Consider the following 16,412-nt stretch of genomic DNA (forward strand, 5'->3'; position numbering starts at 1 on the left):
TAGTATACTATAAATGTTTAAGCGCTTAAACATTACTCTTTACTCTACTTTTTAGGGGAGGTGATAGATGGAATTGAAACGTTGAGTGTGTTAGGGATAGTTCGATGAAACCTGTAACGCATAGGCATTCATACCTTCTGCATTTTATCTAAAATGAGAAAAGGGGTAATGAAAATGAGAAAGAGGGGAATTAACAATTTAAAAAGTAAATATCTTCGAATGATATGTATTTTAACAGTGATCCTATCGATGTCCATGAATGGAGCTATATTTGCGGAAGAAAGTGCGGATGCAGATGCGGGGTTAGTGGCACAAGCAGTTGCGGTTAGAGAAACGGTAGCGGGATGGGTATTTAAGGATAAGGGGACGAATGGCGTCTTCTCTGCTACAGATGGTGTCTATAAATTGAGCTCTACAATTAGAGATGTAGGAACGAATGTAAATCAATACAGTTATGAATCGAGTGAGAACAGTGTTCGCAATCAAGGCTGGGATAATGGGATAGGCACAAAGTATTGGCTGGCAACGACTTCCTCAAAAGGGTTTGAAAATTTAACCATATCCTCTCAACAAACCTCTTCAAGCACAGGCCCTCGTGATTTTAAGGCTCAATTCAGTACAGACCAACAGACCTGGACCGATATACCGAATGGTAAGCTTGTTTTGGCCCAGACTAACTACTCTAGTAGTACATGTAAATTAGTGAATGTTCCTCTACCAAGTCAGGCAAATGATCAAGATTTACTATATATCCGCTGGGTTATTGATTCCAATAAGAATGTAAGCGGCGGGACTACATCAAGCTCGGGGTCAAGTAGAATAAAGGATGTTACCATAACGGGTGAACGTAAAAGTGGGGGTGGCGGAGGAACAGAAGTCCCTACGTTAGACTTAATCAAAAAGCCCACTTCAGATGCAGTAGATTTGCCGCTCAATACGGAGATATCTGTCAAATTCAATAAATCAATTGTGCTCAATAGCGCTTTTAACGCAACCATAGTAGATAATACGAACGTTTCAGTAGGAAATATAACGGTTGGATTGATAGGTAATGATACGGTAAAAATAAATCACCCAGACCTCGCATATGGGAAAACCTATAAAGTAACGATTCCAAAGGGGCTATTAAAAGGCTCTGCAGATAATATAGCTCCGGTTAATGATATCATTTGGAGTTTCAAAACTGCAGCTCAAGTTCCGCCGAATGTTAACAAGATCCCCACATTATTAAATATGACATTTAACGGTGATCCTAAGACAAGTATAGCTTTTGCTTGGTACACCCCTGAGGCAATTACAGGGACAGTGGTCCAGGTTGTTGAAGCTTCTCAAGTTCAAGGAGGGACATTCCCTGAACAGGTGGCGACTACATTTACTGGTAATGTTACGATCATCGAAACTCTAATGACTGCTAGTGATCGGAGTTCCAAAAAGTATAAAAAGTTTGCTAGTCACAAGGTGATCGCTAATCAACTTAATCCGGGCACCAAGTATGTATATCGTGCAGGTAATGGCGATGCAGATGGGTGGGGCCAAATGGGCTCGTTCACTACAGATCCAGCAGCCAATCAAGACTTTCATTTTATGTATACGACAGATACACAAGGTTCAAGCAAATCAAACTTTGAATTATGGCAGGACACGTTTAGAAAAGCAATCGATACACTCGTTGATCCCAAATTTGTGCTCCTGACAGGGGATTTAACAGACGATGGCGATCTTGAGCAACTATGGCAGTGGTTCCTTGGGGTTCCGCAGACAGAATTTGCGAATGTTCCTTTTGCACCTATTATTGGGAACCATGAAATAGAGGATTATCCGAATAACAATTATTATAACCATTTTAACTTGCCAAAGGATGTTGGAACGGGAACGGAAGATGGCTCAGTTTATGCTTTTGAATATGGGGATGCACTCTTCATGCAAATTAATTCTCAATATGAAGGTGACGTTAGTCCGTACAAAGCAGATGCTCAATTCGACGCTCAACTGAAGTGGATGAGAAATCAAGTTGCGAAGACGGATAAGAAGTGGAAATTCGTATCGATGCATAAGGGAGCCTACTCTTCAGGTGATAATGCATCAGCGGAATCAGATCGCGTGAAATTCTATAGAAAATATTTGATTCCGGTATTTGATGAAATGGGCATTGATTTGGTATTCGAGGGCCATGATCACATGTATATGAGATCCTATCAAATGTTAAATAACGTGGCCATCAAAAATGTGGTAAAGGATAATCAAGGTAATGTTGTTGATCCTAAAGGTACGGTATATCTGATGGGCAACTCAGGTGCTGCGAAATTTTATACTATAAACCCGAGCGCAGACAATTTCTTTGCAGCTAAGAATGATCAACCTAATAAGAAAATGTTTGTAGATGTATCTATATCGGGAGCTGTGCTTAAATTTACTTCTTACACTGTGGTTAAGAATCAATCCGTAGCCGTTTATGATGCATATAGCATCAAGAGAACGGATGCTAAACCTAGCAAGGTTGAGAATGCAACTGCACTTAAAAAACCAAATAACCAAGCGCTCATTTCATGGAAAACTCCAACAAGTACACCAGAAGCTGTAAGAGGATTTAGAATATACGAAAAGAACAATAAAGTAAGCACAAACTGGAGTGTTTATGTTCCAGCAGTAAGTAATCAATCGAATTATAGTTATACTTTAACTGGAATTGATCCTGCAAAAAGTTATGACTTCGTCATCAAAGCTGTTGGTTCAAGAAATAATTCGGATCCAGTAGAGGTGAGTGCTACTAACTAACATTATAACTATATAGGGATACCCTATGAATAATGCCCCTAGCGTCCTTTGGTCAAGACCCCAATTAGTAGACACTGTAAAAACACCTAGGACACAAGCTGGTTCCTGTACTCAACAGGAGTCAGCTTGTTTAATTTTCGTTGTGCTCTATCTTCGTTATAAAAACGAATAAATTCTTCAATTCTTCTTTGTGCCTCATCGGTACTTCGTATATCATAAGGGTAGAGTGCTTCGACTTTAAGATGAGAGAAGAAGCTCTCGATTGAGGCGTTGTCATAACAATTCCCTCGACGTGACATGCTGATTTGGGCTCCAACCTGTGGCAGCATGTCATGGTAAGCATGAGACGTGTACTGGCTTCCTTGATCGCTGTGAACGATCAGCCCGGTCACGTCTTTATGCTTTTCAAACGCCTTTCGAAACGTCTCTAAGACAAGCGGATTGTCATTATTCCTACTAATGTGGTATCCGACGATTTCGTTATTCCACAGATCTTTAATGGCAGATAAGTAAATCTTGTCATCAAAAACACGATATTGCGTAACGTCTGTTGCCCATTTCAGATTAGGTTTATCGGCTTTAAAGTCTCGGTTCAACAAGTTCTCTGCGATCCTTCCATCCGAAACAGCCGCCTCATGACTTGTTCTATGGACGTACTTACGGCGTATAATCGCTTGAATACCTAGTTCCTGCATGAGTCGTAGAACCTTCTTATGATTCACTACAAGACGATATTGGCGATACAATTCATCCTGTATACGACGGTATCCTACAGTCTTGTTACGTTGCTCATAAATGATACGGATCTTAAGCTTCAAATCCTCGTCAATATGCTTATTCTTGCGCTTTAAATAAGCATAGTAACCGCTTCTGCTAATCCCCAAATATACACAGAGCTCCTTTACGGTTTGTTTATGCTTAAGTTCGTCGATGACGACATATCTATCCTGCAACCCTCCCGATTCAAGATTTGTAACCACTTTTTTAGGACATCTACCTCCAACTGCAAACGACGCAACTCACGCTCTTGCTCTGTTTCAGCCTTGTGTGGATCTCCACGTCTATCTTCAAATGCAGCTTGTCCTTCTGTCCGATACTTCCTCACCCAAACCTTAACACGGTTTTTATCGTTTATTTCTAAGTGTTCTGCAATCTTTCTGTAGCACCATCCATCCTCAATAAACAGTCCTACCGCTTCTACTTTAAGAGACTCAGGATAATGCTTAAACTTCTGACCCTTCTTTGCTGGCATAAAAAATGCACCCCCTAGAATTTCATCGGCTAAACCCGGGGGTTTTTCCAATGTCTATTCTAAGGGGTGCACTTCACTTTGACGTTAGGGGTTTTTGTTTGGATTTCTAAATTTATACTTTTGTCCACGGAGGAGCCATAATTCATCATAAGTGAGAAATAGCACTGTGTATCCAACGTATACATGAGATATTGAAGCTTTTGGACTATAGACCAATATATAGCAACTAATTACAATTGACGTAAGTCGTAAGAATGTGGTCCATAGACAGTATGGATCCCATTCACCTCGGAAAATGTAAGCGTTATCAAGCCATCCCCGTGATACTCCATGCTTATCGCATATTAAATATACTCTTCTAGAACATAGCCAGCTATCTGCTTACGATCTACTTACTCTGCATTTTGAATGGGAGGTGTGGTTGCTAGCCCTATGAAACTGTAAGAAAAAATTGTAGGAGGCGATGGTATGAGAAGAGCTTTAATTAGAAGGGTAAAAGGGTTCAGAAGGACACTTCCGCTTGTAATCATTATAGCTGTATTCTTAGGCATGCTGCCGTCCATGGCTATTGCGGCTGACCGGGGTGCATGGGCGCCAAATGTATCTTATGCATTAAATGATACAGTTACGTATGGTGGTAACACGTATAAGGATATTCAGCCCCATACGTCACTAACAGGTTGGGAGCCGCCCAATGTACCTGCTCTGTGGCAACTGGTTCAGGGAGGAGGAAGTGATACGGTGGCGCCTTCCGCCCCTACTAATTTACACGCGGTGGGCACCACAACATCCAGCATAACATTAGCTTGGGATGCTTCAAGTGATAATGTCGGGGTAACAGGTTACGTTGTGTATCAAGGTTCGACGTTGATAGATAATGTTTCAGGAAGCACGCTCAACTATACGAATTCAGGGCTCAGCGCTAACACGACCTATACGTATAAGATTACTGCCAAGGATGCAGCAGGTAATGTATCCGGCTATAGTAATCAAATTAGCGTAACCACAGACTCTATCTCTGGAGGTGATCTACTACCTCCGACGGTTCCCACTAATGTTACTGTAAGCTCAACGACGTCATCCAGTGTTTTATTATCTTGGACAGCGTCTACAGATAATGTTGCTGTCACCGGTTATAACGTCTATCAAGGCTCGACGCTAGCACTAACGGTTACGGGTACAACAGCTACGGTCACGGGGCTTGCAGCTAGTACAACTTACTCCTTTACAGTTGTCGCCAAAGATGCCGCAGGCAATGTTTCGGCTAGTAGTGCAACAGTAAGCGCAACAACGAGTGTAGGCAGTAACTTACCGAAACATATTCTGACAGGATATTGGCATAATTTTATAAATAATTCTTCCAATATAAAACTAAGTGAAGTACCAAGCCAATACGACATTATAGTACTGTCTTTTGCTGATATGGATCTTACGAAGCCAGGTGGGGTTACCTTTAATGTAGATTCTAAACTATCTACTGCCCTTGGCGGGTATACCAATGCCAATTTGATTAGTGATATCCAGGCCAAGCGTGCACAAGGTAAAAAGGTCATTCTTTCCATAGGAGGAGCGGAAGGTAACATCAATCTAGGCAGCGCATCACCGAACATATCCAACTTTGTTACTAGTATGTCTGGTCTGATTACTCAGTTTGGGTTGGATGGAATCGATATCGATCTGGAAAGCGGCATGAATGTGGCGAATTTAACGTTAGCGGTTCGTCAGATACAGCAACAGTTCGGCTCCGACTTCATCTTGACTATGGCTCCGCAAACGATTGATATGCAGAACTCTAATACCTCTTATATGCAGCTATATAATAACTTGAAGGACATCACAACAGTAGTAAATGTTCAGTATTACAATTCAGGTTGTATGCTGGGTCGTGATGGGCAATGTTATTCCCAAGGTACAATTAATTTTCTGACAGCACTTTCAGATCTGACGTTACAATGGATTGAACCTTCCCAATTTGGAATAGGTGTTCCAGCCGTAACTTCTGCAGCTGGAGGAGGTTATGTCGCCCCTAGCGTTGTGAACGATGCATTGAAATGTTTAGCGACTGGTAATGGATGCGGGACTTATAAGCCTGTAGCCAAATACCCGGATATCCGCGGTGCGATGACCTGGTCTATTAACTGGGATAAAACTAGCAATTATAATCTAGCTAATACGGTGAAACCATTCTTGTCGACTTTACCGTGAAATAAGTGAAGAAAAACAGGGTGTCCCAAAGACCATGGAAATGGCCTGGGACACCCTGCTTTGTACAATAGACATATTAGATTGTTTATTTAGAGCCGGCCTGAGCTTGAGCCATATATTCACTGAAGTCAGCGATACTTGGGTTAGCAATATAATGCCCACCCTCAACCTGAATCGTTTATCCTTTAACAGATCCTGCAACTACTCCGTTAATAATAAATCTTTGCATAAATAAGTAGAATATAACCATTGGAATAACACCCAACACCATCATAGGGAAGAACGCGGTCCAGTCTGTTGAGAATGGCCCTACATTTTTATATACCTCTAGTAGAATCACTGCTTTGGAAGGACTCTGTAGAAATAGCAGAGGGGTCATGAAGTCGTTCCAGACAGCTAACGCATTTAGAATACAAACGGTAGCAATGATCGGTTTCAGTAGAGGGAATACAATTACCCAATAGATCCGCAATTTGCGACACCCATCAATGGCTGCTGCTTCTTCCAGTTCGAAAGGGATGGTGTTAATAAAGCCTTTAAACAGAAATATGGAGAATGACATATTAATGCAGAAGACACTGACTAATATGACACCCGTTAAAGAGTTCATTACGCCTAATCCAGATACAACTTTGTATAACGGTATTAATGAAATCTGAAAGGGAACCATGAGTCCGATCATGAAAATACCATATATCCGTTTATAAATTTTTTCTGGTCTACGAGCAATGACATAGGCAGCCATGGATGAAAATGCTACCAACAGGGATACAGAGCACACATTAACAATAAGGTTATTAAGAAGTGCTCGTGGATAATTCATTGCGGTGAAGGCTTTAATATAGTTATCAAGCATAAAGACTTTGGGTAATCCCATCGGGCTTAGCGCAGCTTCTGCTGGTGTCTTAAATGTCGTGACAAGCAGATAATAGATCGGGATTAGCATGATGGCCGCCAAGATGATTAAGACAATTTCTAGTATAATCAGGCTGCTTTTCTTCATGATATTTTCTCCTCCCATTTATTAAAGCTCCATGTAATAGCTTTGGAAACTATTAATACAAGTAGAAAGAAAATCACGCCAAACGCAGCTGCATACGCTGTTCTTCCCTCTGTAAATCCTCTTCGAATCAACATGGTTGTAATCGTTTCTGTAGAATATCCAGGACCACCTGAAGTCATGGAGAAGATAATATCAAACACCTTTAGTCCACCGATCATACTCATCAGAACGTTAAAAGAGACGGAAGGGTAGAGCAGTGGAAGCGTGACTTTAAAGAATCGTTGCACAGCATTGGCTCCATCGATCTTCGCCGCTTCGTACAAGGTTTCGTCAATACTTTGAATATTCGCTAGATAGATAACCATAGCCCATCCCGTCCATTGCCATAATTGCGTGAACAAAACGGAGAATAATGCAAGCTTTGGATTACCAAGCCAATTTATCGGCCCAAATCCGAAGAACTGTACAAGTTGATTCAACAAACCGTGATCAGCAGATGTCATAATAAATGACCACAGATAACCTACAATTAATACACTAAGAATTGCTGGAGCGAAAAATACCGTTTTTAATAAATTAGCGGATTTAAGCTTTAGAGATAGAGCGACTGCCAAAGGAATAGCTAAAATATTTTGCAGAAGGGTCATAACAATCGCATAGATAAATGCATTCTTGACCGCAGCTGTCGTCTGAACGTCATGGACTAGTTCAACAAAATTCTTCAGACCAATGAAGCTATAATTAGGTTTATATACAGACCAGTTCGTCAAACTGTATCCAAAGTTCATTAGTGTCGGCAAGATGAAAAAAATACTAAAACCAATAAGTGCCGGTGCAATCATCAGCAAATATACATAATGATTCCGCAGGGTCTTCGCGAAGCCTATTTTCATACATGTTCCTCCCTATGGAAAGGGGACTAATATTTAGCCCCCGTGGTTACCATTTATCTATTCTGTAGCTTTACATGGAGTCTCTAATCGTTTTTGCCGTTTTATCGGCATCTTTTAATGCTTCATCCGTTGTTTTAGAGCCAGAGAGTACTTCTTGAAGTGCTTTTCCATAGCTTTCAACAATTGGATTCCCGCCTAACCAGTACAACCACGGACCATATACATTCCCTGCTTCGAAGGCGGCCGAAGAGTCTGCAAATTCTTCACCTAAATCAACTTCTACGCCTTTTACGAAGGAACTGCCTACATTATCTGCGATCAGAGCTTTTTGGGCCTCAGGAGTAGCGGTAACTCGAAGTACTTCTAACGCTGCTTCTACATTTTTTGAATCTTTATTAATCGCTAATGCACTACCAGGTCCGCCAATCATCCAGCCTGTTCCTTTTTCGGTACCAGGGAACGGGAACATGCCTAGTTCGAGGTTTGGATTCTTTTGCTTGATTGTTTCTAACGCCCAAGGGCCTGATTGCCACATAGCTGATTTGCCTGTTGCGAACTCATCCAAGGCCTGATCGTAGTCCATGCCCAGCATTTTTGAATCTATATATCCCTGTTCAATAATTTTGTGCCATTCTGTGAGTGCTTCACTCCAGTTGTCTGCGAGCAACACTTCGCCAGCATTAAACTTGTCATCAAAACCTTTGTTTTCTTGTTTGGAATAAAATTCATTTAGTATCATGCCCATGGATTGTTTCATCATAGGTTCCCAAGATGAGGCTCCCATCGATTGCGGTTTAATGCCTTTGTCTTTTAGGGTTTGATGAATTTGCATCCACTCATCAAATGTTTGGGGTGGGGTTAGCCCGTTTTCTTTAAAGATGCCTTTGTTATAATAAATTCCCTCAAACCAAGATTGTAGCGGGGTGGCATAGATCTTATCTTTGAGTGTATAAGCTTGAAACCCTGTATCTGTATAGTTGCTGATAAAATCTTGATCTGTAAGATCTAGCAGATATCCCGCTGAAGCTAACAGAGTTGTTTCTCCGCCGGTCTCAATCAGATCCGGACCTTCCTTGGAAGCAAGTTGTGTATTTAAAACACTATTAAATTGATCCAATGCTACAAATTGAAACTCCACTTCAATATTCGGTAGTTCCTGTTTTAAGAATTCTAAGTACGATTTTCGTATACTTTCTTGGTTGTAAGCCATGAGACGTACCTTAACCTTCTTGCCATCCTTCTCCGCAGAATTTGCGGCCGGCTTATTATCAGAATTAGCCGTTTGTTTCGATTCCGACTTTCCGCAACCAGAAACTACAGAAATGAGTAATATAGCCGTAAGCAATATCGCCATTGCCTTTTTCATGTTGTACCCCTCCGAAATATAGTATTGTAATCTCTTCTTTACACCTTAATGATAGCGCTTTCTATAGGGGCGATGAATCAATAATATTCGTGATCTTTTATGACATTATTATGGTTTTAAGATCTAATCGGGGCAGAAAGTTAATGAATCATACGCTGGAGTAATCTAATGCAAATATATTCTAGCACTATATTACGTTCGGCATGATCATAAAAAAATCTCACTTATCAGCTGGTATATTAGCACCAACGATTCGTGAGCGTTATGAACGGTTTATGATTGCAGCAACTCCAATACGATAGGTTCACCTGCTAGCGGGGTCAAGGTAACTGTTACTCCACCTTCCAATAGATGACCGTGTCGATCCTTCCAAGTTCCTTTGGGCAGCTCCACTAATCGATCAACTGAGCCTTTTAGAAGAATTGGGGCAACCAATACTTGATTACCTAACATAAATTGATCCGTTATGTTCTCCAGACCTTGATTAGGAAAGACGTAATCCATGAACCTAGCGATCGGCTCACCGCTAAGCTTTGCATGATCTACCAGTTGAAGGATCAAAGGCATATATTCATTACGGATTTGAACACTTTTCTTAATAAGCTCAAAGTTCTCTGGACTCAAGACTCTCCATGGAGCTGCAGAAAATTGCATGGTAGGAAGCAGGCAGGCAATCTCTGCGTGGCGAACAAATAATTCCTCATCCAAGTTATGTTGGTTCTGATGAAAGTTTAAATATTCTCCCCCGCCAATCATATCGGTACAAACAAATGGATGACCTGTTATTCCTTGTACAAGCGTGTTAGGAATCAGAGATTGTATACCGTGCTCGTCCCAACTATGGTTTTTATCCGCTAGTCTCTGCATGAGAGGTAAGCCTGCTGCTTTCCACGTTACACGGTACTCATTGTATTCGTATTTACTGCCATACTCCGCCCATAAACGGGATTGAGTATTCTGATCTGTATTTCCATAGGTCACCATATCATCGCTATAAAAAGGACTGTCACCGGCATCAAATTTGAAACCGTCTACTCCATATTCATTGATTAGGGCAGCTAGTTGCTGGTCTAGCCATTGGATGGTATCAGGATTAGACATATCCAAAACCGCCGAATACCCATTCCACCATTTCACGATAAAGGAATCACCATTTGGAGTTGAAATAAGCATGTTGTGGTCTCTTAGATATCTGAATTCCGTTGTATCTGGGGTTATAAATGGGCATACCCATAACATCACCTTAAAGCCTTGTTCGTGTAATTCATCAATCATCTGCTTGGGATTTGGGAATTTCTCTTTGCTGAACAACCATTTCCCATAATAGTCACTCCAACCGTCATCAATCATCAGAACGCCGCTTGGCAATCCATGTTCTGTAATGCTAGCAGCATATTTCATAACATCCTTCTGATTCTGATAAAATGTTAGTTCAATCCAAGTGTTATATTGTGGTGCTGTAATCAATTCTAGTCCAATCGAGCCGCTTTTTACAGGGAAGTGCTTGGCGCATGCATGGTTGTATGCTTCTTTAAGCGTATTAAACCCATCAAACAATTTAGGTTCACTCTTGTGATAATCAATGGATAGAGTACCTTTCTTAAAATGAATATGGAAACCATCTTCACACCAAATATACCTTCCTCTTGTCGAAACAATAAAGGGCATGGCTTGATTTACTGTACTATTAATTTCCATATCCATATCTATTTCAGATTCTACTCCCCAAGGTTGGGCCCAGCCGTAATGGGAATAACCGCCATACCAATACTCGTTCGCTAATAGTTGGAATGTGATGTTCAAAAAGCTCGCTCCTTTATACTTCTATATGTTGTCGTCATTGTATCATCGACTCAAAAACTCTTACATGAAGTATATTATCGTTTTATATTACTTTGTTATGTTACTGTGTTTATTCTTATATTCATTAGGCGTCATGGCGTGCATCTTTTTGAAGAGTTTAGAAAAGTAGCTTGGATTGTCATAGCCGATATTATAAGAAATCTCGTAACTCTTCATATCGGTATGCTCTAGCATATATCTAGCTTTCTCCATCCTGATCTCGGTTAATAAGACCCACATACTCTTACCCGTTTCACGTTTAAACAAATAGCAAAAATAGTTTTTGCTCATCGCTACATATTCACATACCTCTTCTAAGGAAATATTCTCGCTGTAGTGATCCTCTAAATACTGGATGCTCTTTTCCACAAGCTTATTTATACTAGAATTTCCGTTAGTACCCAGAGTACTAATGCTATTTATCATTTTCACCATAAAGTTGGTGAGTTGGTCGATGGATGATAGCTTAAGCAAATCTTGATAATTCACGTTCATAATCACATTGGAAATCGAAGATATATATTTTTCCTCTAGTAGATACTTCCTAATCTCAGCTAGAATATTAAAACAAAAATCATACACATCATCCAGAGAAGAAGGGGTGATATGAATGGTATGTTGTAAGATTTCAACTAATCTTTCACGTGCCGAGACGATCTTACCACTCAGAATGTAGGACACGATCGTTTTCTCATCTTCAATCATTTGTAGTTTATCGAATGTTGTAGCTTCATAGTTATATCCGTGGCCTAAAACCGAACCGTTATTTGTATATTGATTTAGACGTTTCAATTTTTCTACTTCTTCGTAGGCTATAGGGAGTTCGTTCATTGCATGATAAATGCTACTAAAACATACGTTAGATTTTATTGCAAACGTTTCCAAGAATGCGCGTATCATATTTTGCGCACAATGAGGGGCCTGATCCATATCCATATGCGATATTAGGATATACCAGCTATCCTCTTCAAATTCCAAAATAATATTTTCACCGTACTCGAGCAGCACATGACTTAAACTATCTTGAATATAGGTACTCTTAGAATGTAGCAAGTTACTAATATCCATAAATTCATTCATGGTCTCATTCTCTATATTAATACTGAACAACATATAATTATCAAAATGAAAACGGAGCTCACTGGCGATGCCGTGAAGGGAGTTCTCCGAGACCATTTTTTTCATGAACCCTTTAATCAGCCTACTTCGAGAAATATTTTTATTTTGCTGGATCATTTTCTGTGTTTTTTTGTTAGAGGAAATTTCATTAATAACTTCTTTTAAAGCCAAATCTAATTCCATCTCATCCATAGGCTTTAAAATATAAGCAGAAGCTCCATACTTCAATGCTTGTTTGGCGTACTGGAACTCTCCAAACCCACTGAGTAGAATAATCCGGGTCTCTTTGTTTATTTCTCTTACTTGTTTAATGAACTCGATTCCATTCATTCCGGGCATATTAATATCGGTAATGATCAACTCAACTTGATAATTACGATACAGGGCTAAGGCCTGTTCTCCGCTTTGTGCAGTTGCAATAACTTGAATACCGTAAGAGTTCCAATCAATGGTATTCTCCAACATACGCACCGTTAAAAGTTCATCATCTACAATTAATGCGCTGATCATAGCTGTCTCCTTTTCTTGTTACCGTAGTATAGTTATTTTGGAATAACAATAGATATCGTTGTATGTTTTCCATATTCTGAGGTAATACGGATACCGTAGTATCCTCCATAGGTGATTTTAACTCTTTCGTGAATGTTAGCGAGTCCGATACTGCTTGATTTACTTCCAACTTGATTGTGTTTCAGTTCATTTTGCAGCTGTTCTTGTTTCTCCGTTGAAATACCTCCACCATTATCAATGACTGATATAAATATATTTTCTTGTTCTTCTTGAATCGAAATCACGATATATCCGTGACCCTTCTTTAAAATCCCATGCTGGATTGCATTTTCTACAATCGGCTGGAGTATCAATTTAGGAACTTTTACACTCGATAAATCTTCGGGACAAGCGACCTCGTAATCAAACATGCCTGGATATCTATACATTTGAATTTTAATGAAATTTTCCGCATGATGAATCTCTCGGTGCAATTCTACCATTTCATACGGCTGGTATATGGAATATGTCAACATTTTACCTAGAATTGTTGATATTTCCGAAATCGCTTGGGAGTCATTACTTAAGGCTAAAGCTTTAATATTTTGCAATGTATTATTCAGGAAATGCGGATTGATTTGATGCTGTAGTGCCCGTACTTGGGCGTCTTTGGCACTGGCCTGCTCCAGTAAAACCTCTAGATTAAGATCATGGAGTTTCTGAATCATTTTGTTTGCCGTGGTGGATAGAATGAGAATTTCCTTGGTACTGTCATCGTATAAATCTACGTCTAAACTTTCTGATGGAATCCTTTTGAATTTCTGAGCTAGCTTTGTAATCGGTTTCGTAATACTTTTCGAAATGATCATCGATGAGATCAATACGGCTGCGATGGTAGCCAGTACGGAATATAAAGAGAACATCATCAACACATGAATGTGGCGATCCACTTCATCAAGTGATTTCAGACCGATATTTTTCCAACCTGTGATCCGCGAAGTATCGTACACAACAGAGTAGGGGGATGTATTCGAGTCCGTCTGATCAACAATAAAGCTACCTTTATCATCGGTAAGTTGCTGCTTTAATTGATTCATTTGCTCGTCATTTAAGCCATTCGAAGTATCCCAGACGATATTGTCTTGTGAGTCAACGACGATGATAGCATGAGAAAAGGATAAATCCCCGGAGTAAAACATCTTATCTACATAAAAGTTAAACATTAATGTAGCATTATAGTTTTTATGTACGTTTCGATAGTCTTTAACTGGAATGAACATGGAGATCGTTTGCTCATCCGTCTTATTGAAATAATAGTCTTGTGCATGTAAGCCTGAGAAATTTACGATGGCATAATCATCCTGAATTGACGGAAACCAGTTTTGCTCCCAAAAGTTATAATCCTGTCTGATAGAGCCTCCAGAATGATATAAAGCGTTACCATCTTTTCCGATGATTATGATGTCTTTGATGTCATAGTTATAACCGATTGCATTCTGCATCGCATATTCGACGGTCCACTTATTACCTAGCTCGTATTTGTAGTCGACCTCGTCGACCGAATTTCGATATTCAACAGCTTTTAATATATTTTCATTACTGCCTAAGACTTGGATGATCTTCTTGAGATGACTGAAGTAAGTATCCATAGTTGATATCGATTGTCCGACGATTTGTTCCCCGTTGCTGACCGCATTTTCACGAAAAGTCTCTTTGAAATATTGGGTGATAGCGAGACTAAAAATACCCAAAATGACGATGAGCATCGTAATAAAATAGACATTAATTTTACTTCTCAGTGATCTGGGCCTTTTCATAATCCTACTCCTCTAACCTTTAGATCGGCTACTTATGGTTCTTAAATATACTCATAATTATATGTACTTGTACTGTTATATGTAACCCATTGTACTATAAACGGCCCATTACGGTTTACAATCCCATCCAGCATATCTGAAAAAAACAAACCTAACTCCTTAATATCACACCTCCCCAAGGGATGTAATCGCCTCCATAATGAAGGTAAGCACTTACAAGGGGGGAATAAAATTGGTTAAGACATCTAAATTGTTAAGTCTCGTACTAGCAACTACATTATTACTTAGTTTAGCGGCGTGTGGAGGCAATGCCAAGACGAAAGAGAATACAGGCAGCGCAAATTCAGGTTCCACAAATGCAACGGAGAAACCAGCAGAAAAGGTTGAAGATAAGAAAGTTACGATTACATTCCAGAACATTTATCCAGACCCTACTGATCCGAAGAATCAAATTATGAAGAAACTAGTAGATCAATATCATACAGATCACCCTAACATCACGATTGAACTGGATTCCCTTAACACGGATCAACAAAAGTTGAAGTTAAAAACACAAGCGGCATCGAAAGAAGTGCCTGATATCACCATTGTAAACCCAGCAGCACAAATGAAGCCTTTTGTGGATGCTAAGCTGTTTGCTCCATTAAATGATATGTTGGATCAAAACGGCTTGAAGGCTACATTCCAAGAAGGTTTATTAGATTTCTATAGCTTTGATGGCAACACCTATGCTCTTCCAGATGGAAATAACATTGCTGTTGTCTATTACAATAAGGAACTATTCGAACAAGCAGGTGTGAAAGTACCGACAACTTATGAAGAAATGCTTGAGGTTGTTAAGACACTTAAGGATAAGGGCATTACACCGATCTCCATTGGTGAAAAAGATTCCTGGACAGGTTCTTTCTTGTTCATGAATATGCTACTTCGCACAAATGGTGGTCCAGGGTTCTTGCAGGATGTTGTAGACAAGAAGAAGACATTTGAAGATCCTGCTTTTACCGAAGCAGTCGATGCGTTCCAAAGTTTAGTCGCTGCTGGAGCATTCCAAGAGGGAGCAACTTCCTTTGACTACAATGCAGGCGAGAACTTATTTAAAACAGGAAAGTCTGCTATGTATTTCATGGGAACATGGGCAACAGGTGGGATCGAGACATCTTCAGTGAATGGGAAAGTGGGCGTATTTAAGTTCCCAACGATTAACGGTAAGGGTGATCCAAACGAATTTATGTTAGCACCAGGTAGTGCATTCGCGATCTCTGCGGATAGCGAACATCTGCAAGAAACGAAGGATTTCTTAAACTACTTTATGTTGAATTTCCCGAAAGAAGCCTTTGCAGCAAAAGGCGCTGTGGGAGTTGGCCAGATCGTAGACGGTGACTTTGCAGCTGCTGGTTATTCCGATATGGCTATGGAAGTACTAGGTCTATTCAAAGAAGTAAAAGGCGGAGACTTGGCATTTGATAATACGATGAATCCGGGTACAGCCCAAATTCACTTGAACAGTATTCAAAATCTATTCGTACAGAAGATAGATTCTGCTGAAGTAGGTAAAGAACATCAAGCGGCGTATGAGGACAATAATAAATAGATTTGAAACCTGATGTGAAGGGGACACTAGTTGTTCCCTTCATGTCTATCATGATAGACA

General features: G+C 40.0%; 11 protein-coding genes. 3 read left to right on the plus strand and 8 right to left on the minus strand.

The features are described from left to right. Positions 1 to 174: 174 nt before the first annotated feature. On the plus strand, positions 175 to 2,775 hold the full coding sequence (locus NST85_RS02165) for a fibronectin type III domain-containing protein (protein WP_341188403.1): 2,601 nt from the start codon (positions 175 to 177) through the stop codon (positions 2,773 to 2,775). A gap of 86 nt (positions 2,776 to 2,861) precedes the next feature. On the opposite strand, the gene NST85_RS02170 is transcribed toward NST85_RS02165, so the two are convergent. Both NST85_RS02170 and NST85_RS02175 read right to left on the minus strand, forming a co-directional pair. Continuing rightward, positions 2,862 to 3,728, minus strand: a complete 867-nt coding sequence (locus NST85_RS02170; RefSeq protein ID WP_170220213.1) for an IS3 family transposase — start codon at positions 3,726 to 3,728, stop codon at positions 2,862 to 2,864. Then, entirely contained in the window at positions 3,677 to 4,027 is a 351-nt protein-coding gene (locus tag NST85_RS02175; protein ID WP_127193234.1) for a helix-turn-helix domain-containing protein, read from the minus strand. The genes NST85_RS02170 and NST85_RS02175 overlap by 52 nt, the downstream gene beginning before the upstream one ends. A gap of 468 nt (positions 4,028 to 4,495) precedes the next feature. Here NST85_RS02175 and NST85_RS02180 point away from each other — a divergent pair, with 468 nt between their 5' ends. Further along, positions 4,496 to 6,232 carry a fibronectin type III domain-containing protein gene (locus NST85_RS02180; RefSeq protein ID WP_341188404.1) on the plus strand — a complete coding sequence of 579 codons (1,737 nt, stop codon included), beginning with the start codon at positions 4,496 to 4,498 and terminating at the stop codon, positions 6,230 to 6,232. A 178-nt stretch (positions 6,233 to 6,410) separates the two neighbouring features. Here the strand turns inward: NST85_RS02180 and NST85_RS02185 are convergent, their stop codons facing one another. From NST85_RS02185 to NST85_RS02210, 6 genes are all read right to left on the minus strand, one after another. Beyond that, positions 6,411 to 7,235, minus strand: coding sequence for a carbohydrate ABC transporter permease (locus NST85_RS02185; protein ID WP_127193124.1), 825 nt, complete (start codon positions 7,233 to 7,235; stop codon positions 6,411 to 6,413). Continuing rightward, entirely contained in the window at positions 7,232 to 8,128 is an 897-nt protein-coding gene (locus NST85_RS02190; protein WP_307398293.1) for a carbohydrate ABC transporter permease, read from the minus strand. The genes NST85_RS02185 and NST85_RS02190 overlap by 4 nt, the downstream gene beginning before the upstream one ends. 70 nt (positions 8,129 to 8,198) lie before the next feature. Further along, positions 8,199 to 9,494 (minus strand): ABC transporter substrate-binding protein, encoded by a 1,296-nt coding sequence (locus NST85_RS02195; RefSeq protein WP_341188405.1) that lies wholly within the window; start codon positions 9,492 to 9,494, stop codon positions 8,199 to 8,201. A gap of 273 nt (positions 9,495 to 9,767) precedes the next feature. Continuing rightward, positions 9,768 to 11,297 carry a glycoside hydrolase family 31 protein gene (locus NST85_RS02200; RefSeq protein ID WP_341188406.1) on the minus strand — a complete coding sequence of 510 codons (1,530 nt, stop codon included), beginning with the start codon at positions 11,295 to 11,297 and terminating at the stop codon, positions 9,768 to 9,770. A gap of 87 nt (positions 11,298 to 11,384) precedes the next feature. Then, positions 11,385 to 12,965 carry a response regulator transcription factor gene (locus NST85_RS02205; protein ID WP_341188407.1) on the minus strand — a complete coding sequence of 527 codons (1,581 nt, stop codon included), beginning with the start codon at positions 12,963 to 12,965 and terminating at the stop codon, positions 11,385 to 11,387. A 32-nt stretch (positions 12,966 to 12,997) separates the two neighbouring features. Further along, positions 12,998 to 14,761 carry a sensor histidine kinase gene (locus NST85_RS02210; RefSeq protein WP_341188408.1) on the minus strand — a complete coding sequence of 588 codons (1,764 nt, stop codon included), beginning with the start codon at positions 14,759 to 14,761 and terminating at the stop codon, positions 12,998 to 13,000. Between the two features lie 232 nt (positions 14,762 to 14,993). On the opposite strand from NST85_RS02210, the gene NST85_RS02215 reads away from it, so the two are divergent. After that, a complete protein-coding gene (locus tag NST85_RS02215) occupies positions 14,994 to 16,352 on the plus strand; it encodes an extracellular solute-binding protein (protein WP_307398283.1) in 1,359 nt (452 codons plus the stop codon). Positions 16,353 to 16,412 lie beyond the last annotated feature (60 nt).

The organism is Paenibacillus sp. FSL K6-2524, from assembly GCF_038005525.1.
GTDB lineage: Bacteria > Bacillota > Bacilli > Paenibacillales > Paenibacillaceae > Fontibacillus > Fontibacillus anaericanus.

Coding starts and splice junctions, on each gene's coding strand:
- NST85_RS02165 (WP_341188403.1), top strand. CDS start 175: ATGAGAAAGAGGGGAATTAACAATTTAAAAAGTAAATATCTTCGAATG.
- NST85_RS02175 (WP_127193234.1), bottom strand. CDS start 4,027: ATGCCAGCAAAGAAGGGTCAGAAGTTTAAGCATTATCCTGAGTCTCTT.
- NST85_RS02180 (WP_341188404.1), top strand. CDS start 4,496: ATGAGAAGAGCTTTAATTAGAAGGGTAAAAGGGTTCAGAAGGACACTT.
- NST85_RS02185 (WP_127193124.1), bottom strand. CDS start 7,235: ATGAAGAAAAGCAGCCTGATTATACTAGAAATTGTCTTAATCATCTTG.
- NST85_RS02190 (WP_307398293.1), bottom strand. CDS start 8,128: ATGAAAATAGGCTTCGCGAAGACCCTGCGGAATCATTATGTATATTTG.
- NST85_RS02195 (WP_341188405.1), bottom strand. CDS start 9,494: ATGAAAAAGGCAATGGCGATATTGCTTACGGCTATATTACTCATTTCT.
- NST85_RS02205 (WP_341188407.1), bottom strand. CDS start 12,965: ATGATCAGCGCATTAATTGTAGATGATGAACTTTTAACGGTGCGTATG.
- NST85_RS02210 (WP_341188408.1), bottom strand. CDS start 14,761: ATGAAAAGGCCCAGATCACTGAGAAGTAAAATTAATGTCTATTTTATT.